The sequence below is a fragment of the Streptomyces sp. NPDC002994 genome (genome assembly GCF_040611155.1).
GTDB lineage: Bacteria > Actinomycetota > Actinomycetes > Streptomycetales > Streptomycetaceae > Streptomyces.
Map to the genome: position 1 here is coordinate 1 of NZ_JBEXNQ010000013.1, position 24289 is coordinate 24289.

At 68.9% G+C, this 24289-nt stretch carries 18 protein-coding genes; 10 read left to right on the forward strand and 8 right to left on the reverse strand.

The genetic code is table 11. The annotated features are described in order from the left end of the window. Window positions 1-190 precede the first annotated feature (190 nt). Entirely contained in the window at window positions 191-3328 is a 3138-nt protein-coding gene (ileS, locus tag ABZX79_RS18695; protein WP_355258312.1) for an isoleucine--tRNA ligase, read from the reverse strand. Between the two features lie 569 nt (window positions 3329-3897). Here ileS and ABZX79_RS18700 point away from each other — a divergent pair. From ABZX79_RS18700 to ABZX79_RS18725, 6 genes are all read left to right on the forward strand, one after another. Continuing rightward, window positions 3898-4680: a TraR/DksA family transcriptional regulator gene (locus ABZX79_RS18700; RefSeq protein WP_355258315.1), complete on the forward strand. Its 783-nt coding sequence runs from the start codon at window positions 3898-3900 to the stop codon at window positions 4678-4680. A gap of 71 nt (window positions 4681-4751) precedes the next feature. Beyond that, window positions 4752-5363, forward strand: a complete 612-nt coding sequence (gene lspA, locus ABZX79_RS18705) for a signal peptidase II (protein ID WP_355258318.1) — start codon at window positions 4752-4754, stop codon at window positions 5361-5363. 17 nt (window positions 5364-5380) lie between these two features. Next, window positions 5381-6322, forward strand: coding sequence for an RluA family pseudouridine synthase (locus ABZX79_RS18710; protein ID WP_355258321.1), 942 nt, complete (start codon window positions 5381-5383; stop codon window positions 6320-6322). Between the two features lie 10 nt (window positions 6323-6332). Next, on the forward strand, window positions 6333-6806 hold the full coding sequence (locus ABZX79_RS18715; RefSeq protein WP_355258324.1) for a GNAT family N-acetyltransferase: 474 nt from the start codon (window positions 6333-6335) through the stop codon (window positions 6804-6806). Between the two features lie 169 nt (window positions 6807-6975). Then, the gene (locus tag ABZX79_RS18720; protein ID WP_355258327.1) at window positions 6976-7983 is read left to right on the forward strand and encodes a glycoside hydrolase family 5 protein; all 1008 of its coding nucleotides are present in this window, start codon (window positions 6976-6978) and stop codon (window positions 7981-7983) included. A 63-nt stretch (window positions 7984-8046) separates the two neighbouring features. Beyond that, the gene (locus tag ABZX79_RS18725) at window positions 8047-9633 is read left to right on the forward strand and encodes a Na+/H+ antiporter (RefSeq protein ID WP_355258330.1); all 1587 of its coding nucleotides are present in this window, start codon (window positions 8047-8049) and stop codon (window positions 9631-9633) included. 37 nt (window positions 9634-9670) lie between these two features. Here ABZX79_RS18725 and ABZX79_RS18730 read toward each other — a convergent pair whose 3' ends face one another. After that, window positions 9671-10798, reverse strand: a complete 1128-nt coding sequence (locus tag ABZX79_RS18730; RefSeq protein ID WP_355258333.1) for a mechanosensitive ion channel domain-containing protein — start codon at window positions 10796-10798, stop codon at window positions 9671-9673. 30 nt (window positions 10799-10828) lie between these two features. On the opposite strand from ABZX79_RS18730, the gene ABZX79_RS18735 reads away from it, so the two are divergent. Beyond that, window positions 10829-11398 (forward strand): dienelactone hydrolase family protein, encoded by a 570-nt coding sequence (locus ABZX79_RS18735; protein ID WP_355258336.1) that lies wholly within the window; start codon window positions 10829-10831, stop codon window positions 11396-11398. Window positions 11399-11466: 68 nt separating this feature from the next. On the opposite strand, the gene ABZX79_RS18740 is transcribed toward ABZX79_RS18735, so the two are convergent. The 5 genes from ABZX79_RS18740 to ABZX79_RS18760 form a co-directional block, all read right to left on the reverse strand. Further along, the gene (locus ABZX79_RS18740; RefSeq protein WP_355258339.1) at window positions 11467-12462 is read right to left on the reverse strand and encodes a zinc metalloprotease; all 996 of its coding nucleotides are present in this window, start codon (window positions 12460-12462) and stop codon (window positions 11467-11469) included. Window positions 12463-12749: 287 nt separating this feature from the next. Then, window positions 12750-14402 (reverse strand): alkaline phosphatase D family protein, encoded by a 1653-nt coding sequence (locus tag ABZX79_RS18745; protein WP_355258341.1) that lies wholly within the window; start codon window positions 14400-14402, stop codon window positions 12750-12752. An 85-nt stretch (window positions 14403-14487) separates the two neighbouring features. Then, window positions 14488-15303 (reverse strand): DsbA family protein, encoded by an 816-nt coding sequence (locus ABZX79_RS18750; RefSeq protein ID WP_355258344.1) that lies wholly within the window; start codon window positions 15301-15303, stop codon window positions 14488-14490. A gap of 54 nt (window positions 15304-15357) precedes the next feature. After that, the gene (locus ABZX79_RS18755) at window positions 15358-16056 is read right to left on the reverse strand and encodes a hypothetical protein (RefSeq protein ID WP_355258347.1); all 699 of its coding nucleotides are present in this window, start codon (window positions 16054-16056) and stop codon (window positions 15358-15360) included. 60 nt (window positions 16057-16116) lie between these two features. After that, window positions 16117-17442, reverse strand: a complete 1326-nt coding sequence (locus tag ABZX79_RS18760) for a DUF2252 domain-containing protein (RefSeq protein WP_355258350.1) — start codon at window positions 17440-17442, stop codon at window positions 16117-16119. 179 nt (window positions 17443-17621) lie between these two features. Here ABZX79_RS18760 and dnaE point away from each other — a divergent pair, with 179 nt between their 5' ends. Next, on the forward strand, window positions 17622-21158 hold the full coding sequence (dnaE, locus tag ABZX79_RS18765) for a DNA polymerase III subunit alpha (protein ID WP_355258353.1): 3537 nt from the start codon (window positions 17622-17624) through the stop codon (window positions 21156-21158). A 69-nt stretch (window positions 21159-21227) separates the two neighbouring features. Here the strand turns inward: dnaE and ABZX79_RS18770 are convergent, their stop codons facing one another. Continuing rightward, window positions 21228-21407, reverse strand: coding sequence for a hypothetical protein (locus tag ABZX79_RS18770; RefSeq protein WP_214977433.1), 180 nt, complete (start codon window positions 21405-21407; stop codon window positions 21228-21230). A 256-nt stretch (window positions 21408-21663) separates the two neighbouring features. Here ABZX79_RS18770 and ABZX79_RS18775 point away from each other — a divergent pair, with 256 nt between their 5' ends. Further along, window positions 21664-23040 (forward strand): NYN domain-containing protein, encoded by a 1377-nt coding sequence (locus ABZX79_RS18775; protein WP_355258357.1) that lies wholly within the window; start codon window positions 21664-21666, stop codon window positions 23038-23040. 241 nt (window positions 23041-23281) lie between these two features. Continuing rightward, window positions 23282-24262, forward strand: coding sequence for an ABC transporter ATP-binding protein (locus ABZX79_RS18780; RefSeq protein ID WP_355258836.1), 981 nt, complete (start codon window positions 23282-23284; stop codon window positions 24260-24262). Window positions 24263-24289: the final 27 nt, after the last annotated feature.

The following is a 24289-nucleotide window of genomic DNA, read 5'->3' on the forward strand; positions in this document are numbered from 1 at the left end:
GGGGCTCCGCCCCAGACCCCGCTCCTCAAACGCCGGAGGGGCTGGATTTTCCAGCCCGTCCGGCGTTTGAGGACACGCCCGTAGGGCGTCCCGGGGGGCTGGGGGCTTGCCCCCAAGTTCGGGAAGGGGCGGGTAGGGGAAAGCCGAAGGGCCCGGCCGAACGAAGTCGGCCGGGCCCTTCCCCTGGGCGTTACGCCTCGGTCTTGCGGAGGCGGAAGGTCAGGGACAGGCCCTCGTCCGTGAAGGGGGTGCCGTACGTGGCGTCCGCTTCAGCCTTGGTGAAGTCCAGGGCCAGGACCTCGTCCGCGATCAGGGCCGCGTGCTCGGACAGGGCCGCCGCCGTCTCCTCGGAGGTGGTGGTCCAGCGGACCGCGATGCGGTCCGCCACGTCCAGGCCGCTGTTCTTGCGCGCCTCCTGGATCAGCCGGATCGCGTCACGCGCCAGGCCCGCCCGCCGCAGCTCCGGAGTGATCTCCAGGTCCAGGGCGACCGTCGCGCCCGAGTCGGAGGCCACCGACCAGCCCTCGCGCGGAGTCTCGGTGATGATGACCTCCTCGGGGGAGAGGGAGACCGTCTCGCCCTCCACCGTGACCGTTGCCGTGCCCTCGCGCAGGGCCAGGGAGAGGGCTGCCGCGTCCGCCTCCGCCACCGCCTTGGCCACCGCCTGTACTCCCTTGCCGAAGCGCTTGCCGAGGGCGCGGAAGTTCGCCTTGGCGGTCGTATCGACCAGGGAGCCTCCGACCTCCGAGAGGGACGCGAGCGAGGAGACGTTCAGCTCCTCCGTGATCTGAGCCTGGAGCTCCGGGGTCAGAGACTCGAAGCCCGAGGCCGCGACCAGGGCCCGGGACAGCGGCTGGCGGGTCTTGACGCCCGACTCCGCCCGCGTCGCCCGGCCCAGCTCGACCAGGCGGCGTACCAGCGCCATCTGCCGGGAGAGCGTGGGGTCGATCGCTGTGAGGTCGGGGTCCGGCCACGTGGAGAGGTGGACCGACTCCGGGGCGTCCGGCGTCACCGGGGTGATCATGTCCTGCCAGACCCGCTCGGTGATGAAGGGGGTGAGCGGGGCCATCAGGCGGGTGATCGTCTCGACCACGTCGTGCAGGGTGCGCAGCGCCGCCTTGTCGCCCTGCCAGAAGCGGCGGCGCGAGCGGCGTACGTACCAGTTCGAGAGGTCGTCGACGAAGGCGGACAGGAGCTTGCCCGCACGCTGGGTGTCGTACGCCTCCAGGGACTGGGTGACCTGGTCCGTCAGGGCGTGGAGTTCCGAGAGGAGCCAGCGGTCCAGGACGGGGCGGTCCGCCGGGGCCGGGTCCGCCGCGCTGGGCGCCCAGTTCGACGTACGGGCGTACAGGGCCTGGAAGGCGACCGTGTTCCAGTAGGTGAGGAGGGTCTTCCTCACTACCTCCTGGATCGTGCCGTGGCCCACTCGGCGCGCCGCCCACGGCGAGCCGCCGGCCGCCATGAACCAGCGGACCGCGTCGGCGCCGTGCTGGTCCATGAGCGGGATGGGCTGGAGGATGTTGCCCAGGTGCTTCGACATCTTCCGGCCGTCCTCGGCCAGGATGTGACCCAGGCAGACGACGTTCTCGTACGACGACTTGTCGAAGACCAGCGTGCCCACCGCCATGAGCGTGTAGAACCAGCCGCGGGTCTGGTCGATCGCCTCCGAGATGAACTGCGCCGGGTAGCGCTTCTCGAAGAGTTCCTTGTTCTGGTACGGGTAGCCCCACTGCGCGAACGGCATCGAGCCCGAGTCGTACCAGGCGTCGATGACCTCGGGGACGCGCGTCGCGGTCTGCTCGCAGGTGGGGCAGGGGAACGTGACCGCGTCGATGTACGGGCGGTGCGGGTCCAGGGACGACTGGTCGGTGCCGGTCAGGTCCGAGAGCTCGGCCAGCGAGCCCACGCACGTGAGGTGGTTGTCCTCGCAGCGCCAGATCGGGAGCGGGGTGCCCCAGTAGCGGTTGCGGGACAGCGCCCAGTCGATGTTGTTGTTCAGCCAGTCGCCGAAGCGGCCCTGCTTCACCGAGTCCGGGAACCAGTTCGTCCGCTCGTTCTCGCGCAGCATCGCGTCCTTGACCGCGGTGGTCCTGATGTACCAGGACGGCTGTGCGTAGTAGAGAAGCGCGGTGTGGCAGCGCCAGCAGTGCGGGTAGCTGTGCTCGTACGGCGTGTGGCGGAAGAGCAGGCCGCGCGTGTCCAGGTCGGCGGTGAGGGCCTCGTCGGCCTTCTTGAAGAACTGGCCGCCGATGACGTTGAGTTCCGGGGCGAAGGTGCCGTCCGGGAGGACCGGGTTCACCACCGGGAGGCCGTATGCCCGGCAGGTCTTCAGGTCGTCCTCACCGAAGGCCGGAGCCTGGTGGACCAAGCCCGTGCCGTCCTCCGTGGTGACGTAATCGGCGTTCACCACGAAGTGGGCCGGCTTTTCGAACTCGACCAGGGCGAAGGGGCGCTCGTACGTCCAGCGCTCCATCTCCGCGCCGGTGAAGGTCTGGTCGGTCGGCTGCCAGCCTTCGCCCAGGGACTTCTCCAGGAGGGGCTGGGCGACGACGAGGTTCTCTTCGCCGTTCGTGGCCACCACGTAGGTGACGTCCGGGTGCGCCGCCACCGCCGTGTTGGAGACCAGGGTCCACGGGGTCGTCGTCCAGATCAGCAGCGACGCCTCACCCGCGAGCGGGCCCGAGGTGAGGGGGAAGCGGACGAAGACCGAAGGGTCTACGACCGTCTCGTAGCCCTGCGCCAGCTCGTGGTCGGACAGACCCGTGCCGCAGCGGGGGCACCAGGGGGCGACGCGGTGGTCCTGGACCAGCAGGTCCTTGTTGAAGATCTCCTTCAGGGACCACCAGACGGACTGGACGTACGACGGGTCCATGGTCCGGTACGCGTTGTCGAGGTCCGTCCAGTACCCCATGCGGGTCGTGAGCTCGGCGAAGGCGTCGGTGTGGCGGGTCACCGACTCGCGGCACTTCGCGTTGAACTCCGCGATGCCGTACTCCTCGATGTCCTTCTTGCCGTTGAAGCCGAGCTCCTTCTCGACGGCGAGCTCGACGGGCAGGCCGTGGCAGTCCCAGCCGGCCTTGCGGGCCACGTGGTAGCCCCGCATGGTGCGGAAGCGCGGGAAGACGTCCTTGAAGACGCGGGCCTCGATGTGGTGCGCGCCCGGCATGCCGTTGGCGGTGGGCGGGCCCTCGTAGAACACCCACTCAGGGCGTCCCTCGGACTGTTCGAGACTCTTCGAGAAGACCTTGTTCTCGCGCCAGAATTCGAGCACGGCGTGCTCAAGGGCGGGCAGGTCGACCTGGGCGGGCACCTGGCGGTACAGCGACATCGATTCCTCCGGCGGACTGTGACTTCCGTCGGAGGGACGAGAGCGCTGTGCTGCTCCCGCGGTACCACCCTCCTTGGCCCCGGGCGGCGCCCGTGACCCCCTCATTGGGGCAGCGATGCCGGTTCTACTTGCCTTGCACCCGTGGGCGGAGCCCACTGTTCAAAGCTTTCTTCCGGCGGCTCAGGGGTGATGCTTCACGTCGGGCTCCACCCCCGGGCTCACACCGTCCCCGGGTCGCTCTTGGCTGCGTACGACGCTACTCGTCCCCTTCGAGGCCTTTCGCTGCGCCCAGTGTACGGGCCGGGGGGCCGGGGGGCCGCCCCGTTTTTCGCGCGGCGCCGGAGCGTACGGCGATAACCCGAATGGCCATACGTCGTTCCGCGGACTCCGTCCGTGCCCCCGGAGCGGATTACCCGGCGGAGAGCTGGGCACAACCGATGCAGGCTCACCGTGTCCCGCGTGCGGCGGGGCCGAACCGGCGGCGTGCCCCGTTGCCGCGGGGCTGGGGTCGACTTATCGTCCCAGCACGATGCGCGAGCAAGATCACAATATGTGAAGGGGCCGCGGCCATGGTGGCTAAGAAGACCGCCGCAGAGAGCGCAGACGGGATCGGCACGACGGAGCACGCGGAGCACGTGGACAACGCGGACAACGCAGCCGTCGCGAAGAAGGCCGTCGCGAAAAGGGCCGCCGCCAAGGAGACCGCCGCGAAGAAGAGCGCCGCGAAGAAGGCTGTCGCGAAGAAGGCGGCACCGGCCAAGAAGGCACCTGCCGAGAAGGCGGCTGCGAAGAGGGCCGCTCCTGCGGCCAAGGGGGCGGCTGCGGCCGCGGAAGAGACAGGAGCCAAGACGGTGGTTGCAAAAAAGGCTGCGAGCAGGACCACGGGCGTCAAGAAGGCGGCCACGGCCACGACGACAGCGCTTCCCAAGTCCCGCACGGTCGTCCCGGCGGCCCCCGGCGAGCTCGCCGTCAGGCCGGGGGAGGATCCCTGGACCCCGGACGAGGTCTCCGAGGCCCGGGCCGCGCTGGAACAGGAGGTCGCCGGTCTCAGGGCCGAGATCATCGCGTCGGAGGAGGCGGTGACCGGGCTGATGCGGGACTCCGGGGACGGCGCGGGCGACGACCAGGCCGACACCGGTACCAAGAACATCTCCCGTGAGTACGAGCTGGCGCTGGCGGCCAGCGCCCGCGAGCGTCTGGAACAGACAGAGCGGGCCCTGGAGCGGCTGGACGCCGGGACGTACGGACTCTGTGAGATCTGCGGAAAGCCGATCGGCAAGGCGCGCATGCAGGCCTTCCCGCGCGCCACGCTGTGCGTGGAGGACAAGCAGAAGCAGGAGCGCCGCTACTGACACCACCAGTCTGTCCGTACGTGTGTGCCGTACCCTCGTCCTCAGTCAGGCACCTAGGTTGAGGGACTCACGTGGCAGAGGCGGAGCGCATCATCGGTACGCCGGATACCCCTGATGAGGTCGGGGGACCTGAGCCGGAGGAGACCTCCGACGCGGCGGCCTCCGACACGGCTGCGGACGAGCAGCCGGCGGGCAGGGGCAAGCGCAGGATCGCTGTGCTGTTCACGGTGGCCCTCGTGGCCTATGCGCTCGATCTGAGCACCAAGATGCTCGTGGTGGCCAAGCTGGAGCACCACGAGCCGATCCAGGTCATCGGTGACCTGCTGAGGTTCGAGGCGATCAGGAACGCGGGCGCCGCGTTCGGGATCGGCGAGGCCTTCACCGTCATCTTCACGGCCATCGCGGCCTCCGTGATCGTGGTGATCGCCCGGCTCGCGCGCAAGCTCTACAGCCTGCCCTGGGCGATCGCGCTCGGCCTGCTGCTCGGCGGCGCGCTCGGCAACCTCACGGACAGGATCTTCCGCTCGCCCGGCGTCTTCAAGGGAGCCGTCGTCGACTTCATCGCACCGGCGAACTTCGCGGTCTTCAACCTCGCGGATTCCGCGATCGTGTGCGGCGGCATCCTCATTGTGATCCTGTCGTTCCGGGGGCTGGACCCCGACGGGACCGTTCACAAGGACTGACAAGGCATACTCGACGGGTGAGTACCATTCCCGAGTTCCGCACCCTGCCCGTACCCGATGGCCTTGAGGGCGAGCGCGTCGACGCCGCCATTTCCCGGATGTTCGGGTTTTCCCGCACGAAGGCGGCCGAGCTTGCCGCCGCCGGGAAGGTTCAGGTCGACGGGGCGGTGGTCGGGAAGTCCGAGCGGGTCCACGGCGGGGCCTGGCTGGAGGTGGAGATGCCGCAGGCCGCAGCCCCCGTCCAGATCGTCGCCGAGCCCGTCGAGGGCATGGAGATCGTGCACGACGACGACGACATCGTCGTCATAGACAAGCCGGTCGGCGTCGCCGCCCACCCCAGCCCCGGCTGGACCGGCACCACCGTGATCGGCGGCCTCGCCGCCGCCGGGTACCGCATCTCGACCTCGGGCGCCGCCGAGCGCCAGGGCATCGTGCACCGCCTCGACGTCGGTACGTCGGGCCTCATGGTCGTGGCCAAGTCGGAGCGGGCGTACACGCTGCTCAAGGCCCAGTTCCGGGACCGCGTCGTCGTGAAGAAGTACCACGCGCTGGTCCAGGGCCACCCCGACCCCATGAGCGGCACCATCGACGCCCCGATCGGGCGCCACCCCAACCACGACTACAAGTGGGCCGTGACGGCCGAGGGCAAGCCGTCGGTCACGCACTACGACCTGATCGAGGCCTTCAGGGCCGCGTCGCTCCTCGACATCAAGCTGGAGACGGGGCGTACGCACCAGATCCGCGTGCACATGTCCGCGCACCGGCACCCCTGCGTCGGCGACCTGACGTACGGCGCCGACCCGACGCTGGGCAAGCGGCTCGGCCTGACGCGGCAGTGGCTGCACGCGATGCGGCTCGGTTTCGAGCACCCGTCGGACGGGCAGTGGGTCGAGTTCGAGAGCGCGTACCCCGCCGACCTGCAGAAGGCGCTGGACGTGATCCGCGCCGAGAGCGAGTGAGCGCGCGGCGATGAGTACGTCTGCTGCGTACGTCGTCCGGATCGCTGACGGGCCCGCCGACATGGAGGCCTGTTTCGCCGTACGCAAGCAGGTCTTCGTCGTCGAGCAGCGGGTGCCCGCCGACATCGAGTACGACGCGTACGACGCCGGCGCGGTGCACGTTCTGGCCGTGACCGGCGAGGGACTGCCGCTCGGCACGGGACGGCTGCTGTACGGCGCCGCCGCGGCCGGCAAGACCGGCGGGGACGAGTCGGTCGGCTCGCTCGGCCGCCTCGCCGTCAGCCGCGAGGCGCGCGGGCTCGGCGTCGGGGCGGCGCTGGTGCTGGCGATCGAGGACGCGGCGAGGGAGCGGGGGCTGCGCGCGGTGGACCTGCACGCGCAGACGCACGCGCTCGGCTTCTACAAGCGGCTCGGGTACGCCGTGTACGGGCCGGAATTCCCGGACGCGGGGATTGCGCACCAGGCGATGAGGCGCGGGTTGTAGGCGCAGCTCAGAGGCGCTCATGGGGTCACAGCTCAACGCTGTGGCCCCATTTTCGCTGTCCCGCTAATGGTTAGGAAAGTTTCCCAACACTCTTGACGGTAATGGGAAACAACCCTAACTTTCACGCGAACTCCCGTACCGGACCCCACCCGAAGGGAGCACCACCCCCATGCGCAAACCCCTGCTCTTCACCTTGGCGCTCGGAGTTGTGATCGCACTCCAGTCGCCTGTCGGCGCCACCGAATCCGCCTCCTCCGCCTCCTCCGCCGTCTCCGCCAACGGACAGCTCAAGGTCTGCGGCCGCCAGCTCTGCAACGAGCAGGGCCAGGCTGTCCAACTGCGCGGAATGAGCACCCACGGCACCCAGTGGTACTCCCAGTGCGTCACCGACGGGTCGCTCGACGCTCTCGCCGGCGACTGGCGCGCCGACGTCCTGCGCGTCTCGACGTACGTCCAGGAGGGCGGCTACGAGAGTGACCCGCAGCGCTTCACCGCGCTGGCCCAGAAGTTCGTCGACGGCGCGCACCGGCGCGGCATGTACGCCGTGATCGATTGGCACATGCTCGACCCGGGCGACCCGAACTTCAACTTCTCGCGCGCCAAGACCTTCTTCACCGCGATGGCGAAGAAGTACAAGGACAACCCCGGCGTCCTCTACGAAATAGCCAACGAGCCGTCCGGCACGAGCTGGTCGAAGATCAAGTCGTACGCCGAGAAGATCATCCCCGTCATCAGGGCGCAGGACCCGGACGCGGTGGTGCTGGTCGGCACGCGCGCATGGTCCTCGTTCGGCGTCTCGGAGGGCGCCGACGAGCAGGAGGTCGTCCGTAACCCGGTGAGCGCCTCCAACATCATGTACACCTTCCACTTCTACGCCGCCTCCCACCGGGACGAGTACCTGAACGCCCTCAACCGGGCCTCCGACCGGCTGCCGGTGTTCGTCACCGAGTTCGGCACGCAGAACTACGCCGGTGAGGGCGCCAACGACTTCGCCCAGTCCCAGCGCTTCCTCGACCTGATGAAGCGCAAGAAGATCTCCTGGACCAACTGGAACTACTCCGACGACGACCGCTCGGGAGCCGTCTTCAAAACCGGCACCTGTAACGGCGACACCTGGACCGGCAACGGCGTACTGAAGGAAGCCGGCGTCTGGATCCGGCAGCGGATCCGGGAGTAGTGGCACGCTTGGGGTCTTGATCGTCCAGATGGTTGAGATTTCAGAATGGCCGGAAGGTGCACCGTGGATCAATTGGCCCTACTGTTCCTGCTGTTGCTGGGGGCCGTCGTCACGGTGCCGCTCGGGGAGCGCCTCGGGCTGCCGGCGCCGGTACTGATGACGCTCGCCGGGATCGTCCTGGCGCTGCTGCCGTTCGTACCGAATGTCGAGATCCCGCCCGAGTACATCCTGCCGCTGGTCCTGCCGCCGCTGCTGTACGCCGCCGTACAGCGCACCTCCTGGCGGCAGTTCGCCGCGAACATCAGGCCGATCCTGCTGCTCGCTGTGGCGCTCGTCTTCGTGACGATGGCCGCGGTGGCCGCGGTCGCGGGCGCCCTCGTCCCGGGGCTGCCGCTCGCCGCGGCCATCGCGCTGGGCGCGCTCGTCGCCCCGCCCGACCCGGTCGCGGCGACTGCCGTGGCCGGGTCGCTGGGGCTGCCGCGGCGGCTCGTGTCGATCCTGGAGGGCGAGGGGCTGTTCAACGATGTGACGGCCATCGTGCTCTATCACGTGGCGATCGCGGCGGCGGTGAGCGGAACGTTCTCCTGGCCGGTCGCGGTCGGCGAGCTCTTCCTTTCCGCTCTCGTCGCCGTCGTCGTCGGGTTCGGGCTCGGCTGGATGACCGACAAGCTGATGGGCTACCTCGGCGACGCGACCCTGCAGATCAGCCTGACGCTGCTGGCGCCCTTCGTCGCCTATGTGCTGGCTGAGGAGTTCAAGGGGTCCGGCGTGCTCGCCGTGCTCGTCATCGCGCTGTATCTGGCCGAGCACGCCGTCGACGCCGACGACGTACTCGGCCGCATCGCCGGACGGACCTTCTGGCAGATCGTCGACACCCTGGTCACCGGCATCGCCTTCGGGCTGATCGGCCTTGAGCTGCACAACGTCTTCGGTACGGCCGACGATCGCCTGGGCGAGATGCTCGGCTGGGGTGGAGCGATCGTCGCGGTGGTCGTCGGCGTACGGCTGGCGTGGCTGCTGCCGGCGACCTGGCTGGCCAAGCGGCTGCACACGCTGCGGGACTACGACGAGGACATTCCCGTCAGCTGGCGGGAGACCGTCGTCATGTGGTGGTCGGGGATGCGGGGCGTGGCGTCGGTCGCGCTGGCGCTGGCGATTCCGCTCAAGACGGCCGACGGTTCGCCGTTCCCGGCGCGGGAGGAGATCATCTTCGTCGCGTTCGCCGTCATCCTGACGACCCTTGTCGTTCAGGGGCTCACGCTGCCGTGGCTGGTGCGCAGGCTCGGCGTACGCGCGGACACGGGGGCGGAGCGCGAGCTCGAACACGAGCTGGCGGTACGGGCCGCCAAGGCCGCCAAGCGCAGGCTCAAGGAGATCCAGGACGTCGAGGACCTGCCGGAGGACGTCCTGGAGCGGCTCCTGCGTGGTGCGTTCGACATCGGGGCCAGGATCAGTCCGGACATCGTGGACGATGAGCGGCGCGAGGCGTACGCGCAGCGCGTCGAGCGGGTGAAGTCCGTGCACCGGATCCAGCGCGAGATGATGTCGGCGGCGCGGCACGAGGTGCTGTCCGCGCGGAACGAACCGGGGGCGGACCCGGAGGTTGTCGACCGGGTGCTGCATCACCTTGATGTGCGCAGCCTGAGGTAGGGCGATGGCCGGCGCCCGGGGCCGGGTCCGTGTCGCGTCACCCGCGGCCCGTGCGCGGGGTCGGGTCGGTCGTGTCGTCCTCGGCCTGCGTGATCGCCTCCGACAGGGGGCGGCCGTTGCCGTTGGGTGGGTGGGCCGCCGGGGCTGTCGCGATGCGGGGGAGCGCGTACGGGTGCTTCTCGGTCAGCCAGCCGATCAGCTGTTCGCGCACGGTGCACCGCACGGTCCAGACGTCGTCCGCGTCCTTGGCGGTGACGACCGCCCGTACCTCCATGGTGTTCGGCGTCGTGTCGGTGACCGCCAGGCCCCAGTCGCGGCCGTCCCAGGCCTTGCATGTGCCCAGGATCTCCTGGAGCTTCTCCCGCATCAGGTCCACCGGCGCGCTGTGGTCGAGGTGGAGGAAGACCGTGCCGGTCATCTGGGCGCCGCCGCGCGACCAGTTCTCGAACGGCTTGCTGGTGAAGTACGACACCGGCATCGTGATCCGCCGCTCGTCCCAGGTCCGTACGGCCAGGAACGTGAGCGTGACCTCCTCCACCGTGCCCCACTCGCCGTCCACGACCACCGTGTCCCCTATGCGCACCATGTCGCCGAAGGCGATCTGGAAGCCGGCGAAGAGGTTGCCGAGGGTCGACTGGGCCGCGACACCGGCGACGATGCCGATGATTCCGGCCGAGGCGAGCATTGACGTACCGACCGCCTTCATGCCGGGGAAGGTCATCAGCATCGCACCGGCCGCCACCACCGCCACGACGGCGGTCACGATCCGCATGATCAGCGTCACCTGGGTACGGACGCGCCGCACTCGGGCGGGATCGCGTGTCGTGGACGCGTAGCGGGCGTACGACGACTCCACGATCGCGGAGGCGATCCGTATCACCAGCCAGGCGCCGGCGCCGATCAGCACCAGGGAGAGCACCTGGCCGATGCCGGCCCTGTGGTCGCGGACGATGCTCAGGTCGGTCTTCTCGTACGCCCCTCTCAGGACCGCAGCGAGCAGCAGCACCTGCAGTGGGACACGGCAGCGGCGCAGCAGGCCCCACAGGGGGGTCTCGTGGTGACGGGCATCGGTCCGGCGCAGAAAGAGATCGGCGGCCCAGCCGACGAGCAGCGTGAGCGTGACCGAGCCACCGATGATGAGCAACGGGCGCAGTACGTTCTCCATGACTCCGACGCTAAATGGGAGGATGACGGGATGGACATCATGCTTTTCCACTCCGTCTGCGGTCTGCGCCCGGCGGTGCACGCCGCGGCAGAGCGGCTACGTGCCGCCGGGCACCAGGTGCACGTGCCCGACCTCTTCGACGGGCAAACCGCCGAAACCGTGGAGGAGGGTATGGCGATCAAGGACGCCATCGGCCGGGACGAGCTGCTGCGGCGTGCCGTTCTCGCGGCTGCCCCGCACTCCGAGAGCGGTCTGGTGTACGCCGGTTTCTCCTTCGGCGGGTCCGTCGCGCAGAACCTGGCGCTCGGTGACGAGAAGGCCCGTGGGCTGCTGCTTCTGCACGGCACCTCGGACATCGCGGACGACGCTTCGGCGCACGATCTGCCCGTACAGCTGCATGTCGCGGACCCGGATCCCTTCGAGTCCGACGACTGGCTGAACGCCTGGTACCTGCGGATGCGGCGGGCCGGTGCGGACGTGGAGATTTATCGCTATCCGGGAGCCGGGCACCTCTACACCGACCCGGATCTGCCGGACTACGACGCCGATGCGGCCGCGCAGACGTGGAAGGTCGCGGCCGGGTTCCTGGCGACGCTGTAGAGCGGCGCGGGGCCCCGCGCGTACCCGCTTCGGCGGGACGCGCGAGGCCTCGGGAGTACCGGGGTCGGTCAGCCGGCTCGGTACGCCGTCCAGCTGTCGGTCATCCGCATCACCTGGCCGGTCGTGAACTGGTACATGCAGTTGTCGTACGTGTAGTCCATGAAGTTGTGGACCGGGTCGACGCCGGGCTTGCTGGCGCAGGAGTCACGGCCGGTCGGGCACTGGTACGCGGCGCTCTTCTCGGCCGGGGTGTCGGTGACGTAGTCGCCGTTGCCGTTACAGCCGCCCTGGAAGGTGTGGTAGAGCCCCAGCCAGTGGCCGACCTCGTGGGTGGCGGTGTCGCCCTCGTTGTAGTTGGCGGAGCTGCCGCCCGGGAGCGACTTGTCGAGGACGACGACGCCGTCCATGGTCGGGTTGGACTGGTACGAGCTCGGGAAGGTCGCCCAGCCGAGCAGACCGCCGCTGAGGTTGGCGGTGTAGAAGTTGAGCGCGCCGGCGCCGCCCTGACGCAGTGCGGCCTTCATCTCCTTCTCGGCGGTCGAGCCGGACGCCAGGTTGTACCAGGAGGCGTTGTCCGTGTAGTCCGTGGCGGCCAGCGTGAACTGGAAGTTGGAGTTGACGTTTCCGGTGCCCTGGCCGCCGAACGCCGAGTTGAGGACCGCCATCTGGTTGTTGATGTCGGTCGTCGTCAGCTTGCCGGTGGTGCCGCTGTGGATGACGTGGAAGTACACCGGGATGTTCGTGACGGCGGTGGCCGAGAAGTCCCTGGCGGCGCCGCCCGACGTACGCAGCTTGTCGAGTCTCTCGCGCAGGTCCGCGTCCATGGCCTGGGCCTTGGCGGCCGTGACCTCGTTGGGCTCGTGGGCGTGCTGGTCGCCCGAGGGACGCGCCGCGCGGGCGGTGGCGCTCGCGTGGGTGTCCTCGACGCACTTCTCCGTGGGCGCCTTGGCGACGGCCATGCCGGCGGGTGCGGACAGGGTGGACAGGGCCAGGGTTCCGGCCATTACCGCCGTACCGATGAACCGCTTGCGCAGAAGGGGGGATATACGGGCAAGAGCACGCACGTTGACTCCTCGCGGGGGTGGGCGAGGGTGGGTTGTTCCTCGCCGCTGCCCGGAGGTTATGTGTGCATGTCAGATCTTGATGAGAAGCGATCAAGCCCAATCAATTCACAGAGCAATTGGGGCATCGGGACGAAAAGTTTCGGCCTGGTCCAGACTTTGAGATGCGCAGGTAAGGCCTGGGGCTACCGAGGCGGGTGGTGTGTCCGCATTCGGATGGCGGATTAACGCCACCCGCCTCCTGGCGTGATCTGCTCGTAACAGGTTGCCTGGTGGCTGAAAATCGCCTGTCAGAGAACCGGCTGGTTCACCCGCTCGACCTTCTGCGTTCCGCTGAGCGTGCGGTACGAGCGCGCCCAGCGCGCGGTCGCGTCCTGCCGCGTCTTGTCGGAGATGACGAAGTAGTCCATCTGTGAGCGCTCGCCCGTGATGTCGAGGACGCCGAAGCCATGTGAGTCCATGTCCAGCCACTTCACATGGCGGTTGGCGGCCTTGACCGCCGTGGCGGCGACCAGCGAGACGGTCTGCGGCGCGACGTGCAGGATGTCGTCGAGGTTGTCCGAGGAGACCGAGGTGACCACGAACTCGGTCGCCGCCGACGGTGAGAGCGGATACGTCGCCGCCCTGACCGGCACGTCATTGGCCCACGCCATGTGGATGTCACCGGTCAGGAAGACCGTGTTCTTGATCGCCCGGTCCCTGAGGTGGGTGATCAGCTCCTTGCGGTCGTCGGTGTAGCCGTCCCACTGGTCGACGTTGACCGCGAGTCCTTCCTTGGGCAGACCGACCAACTCGGCCAGCGGCTCCAGCAGATGGGCCGGTACGGAGCCGAAGGCCACCGGCGAGATCATCACCGACGTACCGACCAGCTTCCAGGCGGCGTCGGAGGAGGCGAGTCCGGACTTGAGCCAGTCCAGCTGGGCGCGGCCCGTGATCGTACGCTCGGGGTCGTCGACCGAGCCGTTGCCGATTTTCGCCTGCTGGGAGCGGAACGACCTCAGGTCGAGCAGGTGCAGATCGGCCAGTTTGCCGAAGCGCAGCCGTCGGTAGACGGTGCCCTCCGTGGAGGCGCGGACCGGCATCCACTCGAAGTACGCCTGCTTCGCGGCGGCCACGCGCGCGGACCACTCGCCCTCCGCGCCCGGCGTGTGGTTCTCCGCGCCGCCCGACCAGGCGTCGTTGGCGATTTCGTGGTCGTCCCAGATGGCTATGACCGGGTGCGCGGCGTGCAGGGCCTGGAGGTCGGCGTCGGTCTTGTACTTGCCGTGGCGGGTGCGGTAGTCGGCGAGGGTGAGGATCTCGTGGGCCGGCTCGTGCTGCCGTACGACAGACGGGAGCGCGGGGTAGGCGCCGGTCGCGTACTCGTAGAGGTAGTCGCCGAGGTGGAGGACCGCGTCCAGGTCGGCGCGGGCGGCGAGGTGCCGGTACGCCGAGAAGTAACCCGACTCCCAGTTGGCGCAGGAGACGATGCCGAAGCGCACACCGGGCGTGGTGGCGTCGGCGGCCGGAGCGGTGCGGGTGCGGGCGGTGGGGGACACGACCTCACCCGCGGTGAAGCGGAAGTAATAGGCGGCTCCCTGAGCCAAGCCCCTTACGTCGACCTTGACGGTGTGGTCGGTCGCCGCACTCGCGGTCGTCGTACCGCGGGCGACGGTCTTCGAGAACCCCTTGTCCTCGGCGACCTCCCAACTCACCGCCACGTCGGGCCCCTTGCCGGAGCCCGGCCCGGCGTCAGGGGTGGGAGTTATTCGGGTCCACAGGAGGACGCCGTCGGGCAACGGGTCGCCGGAAGCGACTCCATGGAGGAATACGGGTCTCTGTACGGCGTCGGCGGCAGCGGCTCTGGAACTCGTACCGGCGACGACAGGGGCGGCGACAGCGGTGGCGGCGGCGGCCTTGAGAGCCGTGCGGCGGCTGGGAGATGAAGCGAATCGACTGGTCACGGCCGTACATTACTGATCAGTACGGCCCAAGGGTGGGCAAACGCAAAAACGTATCCCCACCCTTGGGTGAAGTGCCGTGCGGCCGCTACGCCTTGAGGGCCTTGTCGATCGCGGTCTTGAACTCTGCGGACGTCATGGGCGGGTTCTCGCCGTCCGAACCGGTGACCTTCTTGCCGTCCATCTTGAGCGTCGGCGTGCCCTTCACGCCGCTCTTGTCGAAGGTGTCCGACATCTTGAGCGCCCAGGCGTCGAAGGTGCCGTTCTGCACGTTCTGCTGGAACTTCTTGTTGCCCTTGAGGGCGTCCACCTCGTCGGCCACCTTGATCAGGTAGTCGTCCTTGGCGAACTTGTCGTCCTGCTCCTCGGGGTGGTTCTTCTGCGAGTACAGCGCGCCCTTGTACTCCAGGAACGCCTCGGGGCTGACGTCGAGCGCGGCGCCCAGCGCGCTCAGCGCGTTCCGCGAGCCCTCGCCGGGGATGGTCGTGTCGATGAAGGTGGCGCCGATGTACTTGACCTTGTACTTGCCGGCGTCGACGTCCTTCACAATCGTCTCGCCGTTGGCCTGCTCGAACGTCGCGCAGACGGGGCAGCGCGAGTCCTCGTACAGCTCCAGCGTCTTCTTGGCGTCCTTCTTGCCGACGACGACGGTCGTGCCGTCCTTGCCTTCGGTGTTCGCCGGAGCGGTGATCTGCTTCTCGTTCTTGGCGGCCTCCCAGGCGGAGGGCTTGTTCGCCTGCATGACGCCGTATCCGACGCCGCCGGCCACCGCCAGGACGCCGACGATCGAAAGGGCGACGATCAGCTGGCGGCGGGTCCTGTCCTTCTTGGCCTGACGCTCGCGCTCGGCGCGCAGCCGCTCGCGAGCCGCTGCTTTGTTGGCCTGGTTGTTGCGTGCACTCATGGTCGTGTTCTCCGTAAGGGGACTGGGGGGGGCTGGAGTAGGGGGCTGCTGGGCTCAGGCGAAAACGCATGCCGAGCGCGGCGGGCCCCTGCGTCCTACGGAGTGCACGAACAGACGGCCGGGGGAGGCGGTACGGACCCGGCGGGCGGGCCGCACCGCGCGGCGTACGGGCCAGTGGGCCGCGCCGGTCGCGGCGACGGCGATCAGCAGCGGCCGGAAGGTGAACGCGGCCACGGTCCGCACCACACCGGCGAGCGCCGCCTCACCGCGCCGCAGCCAGGCCGCGGCGAGCAGCCCCACCGCGATGTGGGCGCCGAGCAGCAGCCAGGGCAAGGCGGGATCGGGGGAGCTGAGGAGGGCGGCAGCGCTCTCCTGGGGGCCCGTGGCCCGTACGAGCGGAGCACCGAGCTCGCCCTTCGCGCCGCCGCCGCACAGCACATCGAACCCGACCGAGCGTAAAGAGCCCGCGACCGGACCGCCCGCAGCGCCATAACAGAGGTGCTGTCCGGTGGTGAAGACCGTGTCGGCGGCCAGCTCCAGCGGTACGAGCAGACCGGCGATCGCGCCGAAGCCGCGCTCCCGGCCCGCCAGTGCGTACGCGACGGCGAACACGGCGGCCGCGATCCCGGCCACCACGGTCAGCGGCAGCGGGACCCGGGAGAGCAGCACATGGGACGCGGCGGAGAGCGTGACAACGAGCGCGGTGAAAAGCGCCGCCCGCACCGCCCTCAGCTGCGTCCCCGATACGTCCATAGCTGGTGAGTTTGCCACGGGTCGCTGTAAGGGAGCCCTAAAGCCGTGGTGGGTGGCCGGTCAGAGGCCGGGGATCCGGCCGTTGCGGAACAGGTCGACGAAGATCTGGTGGTCGGCCCGCGCCCGCGCTCCGTAGGAGTGCGCGAAGTCCACCAGCAGGCTTCCGAAGTTGTCCACCGAGCGCGCGATCGCCGCGTCGATCGCGCGCTCGGTGGAGAACGGCACCAGCGAGTGGCCGCTCTCGTCGTCCGCCGCCGAGTGCATGGTGGCGGTCGCCCTGCCGAGGTCGGCGACGACCGCCGCGATCTCCTCCACCTCGTCGATGTCCGACCAGTCCAGGTCCACGGCGTACGGCGAGACCTCCGCGACCAGCTGCCCCGCCCCGTCCAGCTCCGTCCAGCCCAGCCACGGATCCGCGTGCGCCTGGAGGGCGCGTTGCGAGATCACCGTGCGGTGGCCCTCGTGCTGGAAGTACTCGCGGACGGCGCTGTCGGTGATGTGCCGGGAGACCGCCGGGGTCTGCGCCTGCTTCATGTAGATCACGACGTCGTTCTCGAGGGCGTCGCTGTTGCCTTCGAGCAGGATGTTGTACGAGGGCAGACCGGCAGACCCTATTCCGACGCCACGCCGCCCGACGACGTCCTTCACGCGGTAGGAGTCGGGGCGGGTCAGGCTGGACTCGGGCAGCGTCTCCAGGTAACCGTCGAAGGCCGCCAGGACTTTGTAGCGGGTGGCGGCGTCGAGGTCGACCGAACCGCCGTCGGGAGCGAAGCGGCGCTCGAAGTCGCGGATCTCGGTCATCGATTCGAGCAGCCCGAAGCGGGTCAGCGAGCGGGCGGAGCGCAGCGCGCCGAGCAGCGGGCCCTCGGCCGTGTCCAGGGTGAAGGGCGGCACCTCGTCATTCTTCGCTCCGGTCGCCAGGGCGTGGATGCGCTCGCGGTAGGCGGCGGCGTACGTCAGCACCAGATCAGTGATCTGGTCGTCGCTCAGCGCCTTGGTGTAGCCGATGAGCGCGACGGAGGCCGCGAAGCGCTTGAGGTCCCAGGTGAAGGGGCCGACGTACGCCTCGTCGAAATCGTTGACGTTGAAGATCAGCCGGCCCTGGGAGTCCATGTACGTGCCGAAATTCTCGGCGTGCAGATCGCCGTGGATCCACACCCGCCCGGTGCGCTCGTCCAGGTACGGGCCGGCGTTCTGCTCGCGCTCCAGGTCGGCGTAGAACAGGCCGGCCGTGCCCCGGTAGAAGGCGAAGGCAGAGGCGGCCATCTTGCGGAACTTCACCCGGAAGGCGGCCGGGTCGGCGGCCAGGAGCCTGCCGAACGCGGTCTCGAAGACGGCGAGGATCTGCTCGCCGCGCTGAGTTGCGTCTGTCTGCTGGACCGACATCGCCGGTGGCCTCCTGGTGCATGACGTACATGGCAAATGGGACAGGTGATTCCGCAGGTGATTCCCTTGTCCAACGCCTGACCGTACTCGTGAGTGCCCCCTCGCTGTCAGTCCGCCGAAGTAGACTTCCGAGCTGTCCACCCAACCTGTCACCGACCGTTTTGCCGGAGGCCTTCACCGTGACCAAGCCGCCCTTTACGCACCTCCACGTTCACACCCAGTACTCGCTGCTGGACGGTGCCGCGCGGCTCAAGGACATGTTCGAGGCCTGCAACGAGATGGGCATGTCGCACATCGCGATGACCGACCACGGCAACCTGCACGGGGCGTACGACTTCTTCCATTCGGCGAAGAAGGCGGGTGTGACGCCGATCATCGGCATCGAGGCGTACGTCGCGCCCGAGTCGCGGCGCAACAAGCGGCGCATCCAGTGGGGCCAGCCGCACCAGAAGCGCGACGACGTGTCCGGTTCCGGTGGATATACGCACAAGACGATCTGGGCGGCGAACAAGACCGGCCTGCACAACCTCTTCCGGCTCTCCTCGGACGCGTACGCCGAGGGCTGGCTGACGAAGTGGCCGCGCATGGACAAGGAGACGATCTCCCAGTGGTCGGAGGGCCTGATCGCCTCCACCGGGTGTCCGTCGGGCGAGGTGCAGACGCGGCTGCGGCTCGGGCAGTTCGACGAGGCAGTGCAGGCGGCGTCGGACTACAAGGACATCTTCGGCGAGGGCAAGTACTTCCTGGAGCTGATGGACCACGGCATCGAGATCGAGCGCCGGGTCCGTGACGGTCTGCTGGAGATCGGCAAGAAGCTCAACATTCCGCCGCTGGTGACGAATGACTCGCACTACACCTACGCCAACGAGGCGACCGCGCACGACGCCCTCCTGTGCATCCAGACCGGCAAGAACCTCTCCGACCCTGACCGCTTCCGCTTCGACGGCACCGGCTACTACCTGAAGTCGACCGACGAGATGTACGCCGTCGACTCCTCGGACGCCTGGCAGGAGGGCTGCGCCAACACGCTCCTGGTCGCGCAGCAGATCGACACGGAGGGCTGGTTCCAGGAGCGGAACCTGATGCCCAAGTTCGAGGTGCCCGAGGGCTTCACCGAGGTGACGTGGTTCCGCGAGGAGACCATGCGCGGCATGGCCCGGCGCTACCCGAACGGCATCCCGGAAGACCGGCTCCAGCAGGTCGAGTACGAGATGAAGATCATCATCGACATGGGCTTCCCGGGGTACTTCCTCGTGGTCGCCGACTTCATCATGTGGGCCAAGAACAACGGCATCGCGGTCGGTCCGGGGCGTGGCTCCGCGGCCGGTTCGATCGTCGCGTACGCCATGGGCATCACCGACCTCGACCCGATCGAGCACGGCCTGATCTTCGAGCGGTTCCTCAACCCCGAGCGCATCTCCATGCCCGACGTCGACATCGACTTCGACGAGCGCAGGCGCGGCGAGGTGATCCGGTATGTGACGGAGAAGTACGGCGCCGACAAGGTCGCCATGATCGGTACGTACGGCAAGATCAAGGCCAAGAACGCGATCAAGGACTCCGCGCGCGTCCTGGGCTACCCGTACGCGATGGGCGACCGGCTCACCAAGGCCATGCCCGCCGACGTACTCGGCAAGGGCATCGACCTCAACGGCATCACCGACCCGAAGCACCCGCGCTACAGCGAGGCGGGCGAGATCCGGGCGATGTACGAGAACGAGCCGGACGTGAAGAAGGTCATCGATACTGCGAAGGGTGTCGAGGGCCTGGTCCGGCAGATGGGCGTGCACGCGGCCGGCGTGATCATGTCCAGCGAGACGATCACCGATCATGTGCCGGTGTGGGTGCGGCACAGCGACGGCGTGACGATCACCCAGTGGGACTACCCGAGCTGCGAGTCGCTCGGCCTGCTGAAGATGGACTTCCTGGGCCTGCGCAACCTCACGATCATGGACGACGCCGTCAAGATGGTGAAGTCCAACAAGGGCATCGACCTGGAGCTGCTCAGCCTCCCGCTGGACGACCCGGCGACGTACGAGCTGCTGTGCCGCGGTGACACGCTCGGTGTGTTCCAGTTCGACGGCGGCCCGATGCGGTCCCTGCTGCGGCTGATGAAGCCCGACAACTTCGAGGACATTTCCGCCGTCTCGGCCCTGTACCGGCCGGGCCCGATGGGCATGAACTCGCACACGAACTACGCGCTGCGCAAGAACGGCCAGCAGGAGATCACGCCGATCCACCCGGAGCTGGAGGAGCCTCTCAAGGAGGTCCTCGGCCTCACCCACGGCCTGATCGTGTACCAGGAGCAGGTGCAGAAGGCCGCGCAGATCATCGCCGGCTACTCGCTCGGCGAGGCCGACATCCTGCGCCGCGTGATGGGCAAGAAGAAGCCCGACGAGCTCCAGAAGAACTTCGTCCTCTTCCAGGCGGGCGCGAAGAAGAAGGGGTACTCCGACGCGGCGATCCAGGCGCTGTGGGACGTGCTGGTGCCCTTCGCCGGATACGCGTTCAACAAGGCCCACTCGTCGGCGTACGGACTGGTCACCTACTGGACGGCGTACCTCAAGGCGAACTACCCCGCCGAGTACATGGCGGCGCTGCTGACCTCCGTCAAGGACGACAAGGACAAGTCGGCCGTCTACCTGAACGAGTGCCGGCGCATGGGCATCAAGGTGCTGCCGCCCAATGTGAACGAGTCGCAGTCGAACTTCGCGGCGCAGGGCGACGACGTGATCCTGTTCGGCCTGACCGCCATTCGCAACGTCGGGCAGAACGTGGTGGACTCGATCATCCGGTGCCGGAAGGCGAAGGGGAAGTACAGCTCGTTCCCGGACTTCCTCGACAAGGTCGAGGCGGTCGTCTGCAACAAGCGGACCGTCGAATCGCTCATCAAGGCCGGTGCCTTCGACGAGATGGGGCACACCCGCAAGGGCCTCGTCGCGCACCACGAGCCGATGATCGACAACGTGGTGCAGGTCAAGCGCAAGGAGGCGGAGGGGCAGTTCGACCTCTTCGGCGGCGGCGAGGAGGAGAGCGACGAGCCGGGCTTCGGGCTCGACGTGGAGTTCTCCGACATCGAGTGGGAGAAGTCCTACCTGCTCGCGCAGGAGCGCGAGATGCTCGGCCTGTACGTCTCGGACCACCCTCTCTTCGGTATCGAGCACGTGCTGAGCGACAAGGCCGACGCCGCGATCTCCCAGCTCACCGGCGGTGAGCACTCCGACGGCGCGATCGTCACCATCGGCGGCATCATCTCGGGCCTTCAGCGCAAGATGACCAAGCAGGGCAATGCCTGGGCGATCGCGACCGTCGAGGACCTGGCCGGCTCCATCGAGTGCATGTTCTTCCCGGCGACGTACCAGCTGGTCTCGACCCAGCTGGTCGAGGACACCGTGGTCTTCGTCAAGGGCCGGCTCGACAAGCGTGAGGACATTCCGCGGCTTGTGGCGATGGAGCTGATGGTTCCGGACGTGTCGTCGGCGGGGACCAACGCGCCCGTGGTCCTCACCATCCCGACGGTGAAGGTGACGCCGCCGATGGTCACCAAGCTCGGCGAGATCCTCAAGCACCACCGGGGCAACACGGAGGTCCGGATCAAGCTCCAGGGGGCCCGCAAGACGACGGTGCTGCGGCTCGACCGGCACCGCGTGCAGCCGGATCCGGCGCTCTTCGGAGACCTGAAGGTGCTGCTCGGCCCGTCCTGCCTGGCGGGCTGAGCACGTAGTGAGAAGGGGCGCACCCGTCGTCACGGGTGCGCCCCTTCTTCATGTACCTGCGCGGCGGGGTCAGTTGTGGCCGAAGCGCCGCTGGTGCTTACGGGCAACATCAGCAGGGCTGCCCTGAGCGTGCGTCTGCGGCTGGGCGTGGGACTCGAAGGCACTGTCCTTGGCCTGCTCGGTTCCACGGACCACCGAGGACGCGCGGTCCTGTTGGGCGCCCTGCTTGCGATTCTTGTTCTTGGCCATGGTGCTGCCTCCTGTGGGGGTTCTGGGGGCCAGGGCCGGGACCAGATTCACACAGGTCGACATAGCTCGCATTTTGGATCATTACCGTGCGTAATTGGGGCTGTTACGAAGCAACTTCGGCATCCGCCACGCCGATGATCGAGTTCCGGCCGTTAACCCTTACGCAGTCGGGCAGACTCGAAGGAAGCCTGAAGCATCTCCCCAAGCACTGCCGAAGCACCTGAGCACCTTTCGATCCCGAGGTTCCCGAAAGAGGGTGGAACGCGTGGACCGCTGCGTCGTCCTGGTGGACGCCGGCTATCTGCTGGGCGCCGCCGCGAGCCTGCTCGCCGGAGAACCGGCCCGCTCCCGCATCACCGTGGATCACGCGGCCCTCATCCAGGGCCTGCGAGAACGGGCCGAAGCGGATACGCAGCAGCCGCTGCTCCGCATCTACTGGTTCGACGGCGCGCCCGACCGCGTTCCGCAGCCCGAGCACCGGCGACTGCGGGTCATGCCGCGCGTGACGGTCAGGCTCGGCGCTCTGACCCGGAGCGACGGGCGGTGGGCGCAGAAGGGCGTCGACGCGGCGATGCACGCGGAACTGACCGAGCTGGCCAGAAATCGCGCCTGTTCGGACATTGTGCTGGTGACCGGGGACGGGGATCTGCTACCGGGGCTGATGTCGGCGAAGGAGCACGGCGTAGCGGTGCACCTGTGGGCGGTGCAGGCCGCGGACGGGGATTACAACCAGTCCGAGGACCTGGTCGCCGAGGCCGACGAGCGGCGTGTCCTTGACCGGGTCTGGATCACCAAGGCCGTACGGGCCAAGGACCTCACCGGGATCTGCGCGCCGCCGCCGGTGCCGCGGCCGGAAATCGCCGCGATCCTGTCCGCCCCGCTGCCGGAGTCGGCGCTCGCGGCTTCGGCGGAGCGGGCCGAGCGGGCGGCGCACTCCCAGGCTCAGGCTCAGGCGCGGGCCGAAGCCGAAGCGGCGGGTTCGGGCGCTGCACGGAACGGGTCCGCGGGGGCGGCGGATTCCGCCGCCCCGCCGGCTACCGCGTCGGCCGGCGCCGCGAACGGTTCCGAGGAGGGGGCGCATCCTGCGCACGGCACCAAGGGCGTGCCGACCCCGAAGGACCTCGCGAGCCTGCGCGGGCCCGGCACGCAGGCGGCGCAGCATCCGCATCCGAACACCGCCCCGGCGGCGGGCGCCGCCACCGGGGCCACCTTGCGCTGGTCGTCCGACAAGGGCTGGGCGGAGCGTCCGGGTAACGGCAGTGCGCTGGGCGAGCCGGCCGAGACCGCCTCGCTGCCGACGCTGGCGCAGCTGACCAGTGCGGAGCAGCGCTGGGCGGACCGTGAAGAGGACATCACGACGGTCGGCGGCGACCCGTTCGAGGTCGGGCAGGTCTTCGCCCGGCGGTGGATGGAACGACTGCCGGACCCCGGCCACACGCAGAAGCTGTCGACGATGTACCCGAGGATTCCGCACCGGATCGACGGCGAACTGCTGCGGTACGCGGCACGGTTCGGGCTGCTCGCGCACAAGGATGACCAGATCGACGAGCACGACCGGTACGCGATCAGGGCGGGCTTCTGGCGAGAGATCGACGTACGGGCGGCGGCGGAGCATGTGACGGCGGGGGAGTAGGGAGTGCGGGTGGGTGGCCCTGCGGGGCTGTTCCCCGACCCGCCCCTTCCCGCTGTGACACTTTGCGGCTCCGCCGCGTGAGGGGCTCCGCCCCAGACCCCGCTCCTCGAACGCCGGAGGGGCTGGAGTTGCCCAGGGGAGGGACCCCGCGCCGCCCCGGGGACCGCGCCCGGCCGGGAACCCCGTAGGCTCGTCCCTCGTGAGTACGGGCACAGCGCAGGCGGGACGCAGCACGGGAGTCGTGTGTGCGGTGCGGGAGCTGGTCAAGACGTATCCCGCCGCCCGGGGCCGCCGCGGGGTGCCCGCGACACCGGCCGTGCGGGCCACCGACGGGATCTCCCTCGACGTACGCCGCGGTGAGATCTTCGGGCTGCTCGGGCCCAACGGCGCCGGTAAATCGACCTTGGTACGTCAGCTGACCGGCCTCATGCGGCCCGACTCCGGGAGTGTCGAGCTGCTCGGGCACGATCTCGTCCGGCATCCCGAGCGCGCCTCACGGCTCGTCGGGTACCTCGGCCAGGAATCGACCGCGCTGGACGAGCTGACCGTGTCGCTCGCCGCCGAGACGACCGGGCGGCTGCGCGGGCTCACCGCGAAAGCCGCGCGGGCCGAGCGGGACGGCGTACTCGAAGAGCTGGGCCTGGGCGACATCGCCGGACGGCCGCTCAAGAAGCTTTCCGGCGGGCAGCGGCGGCTCGCCTGTTTCGCCGCCGTACTGGTGGGCGAGCGGCCCGTACTTGTACTGGACGAACCGACCACCGGCATGGACCCCGTCGCGCGCCGCGCGGTGTGGGCGGCCGTCGACCGGCGGCGGGCTGAGAACGGCGCGACCGTGCTGCTCGTTACGCACAATGTCATCGAGGCCGAGACGGTGCTGGACCGCGTCGCGGTGCTGGAGAGCGGCCGGGTGATCGCGTGCGACACCCCCGCCGGGCTCAAGGCGCGCGTCGCCGGTGAGGTGCGGCTCGACCTCGTGTGGCGGGAACGGGCGCCGCTGGACGTGCCCGAGGTCGCGGCGCTGCGGGAGTCCGCGCAGGAGTCCGGGCGGCGCTGGGTGCTGCGGCTGGCTCCCGACGAGGCGCGGGCGGCCGTCGCCGCCGTGACCGGGGGCAGGGCGTTCGCGGCGCTCGACGACTTCACTCTGGCGACGCCGAGCCTCGAAGACGTCTACCTGGCACTCGGCGGAAGCACGAACGGTACGAAGGGGCTGGTCAAGGCGTGAGTGTCGTGCCGGCGGAGGCGGAGACCG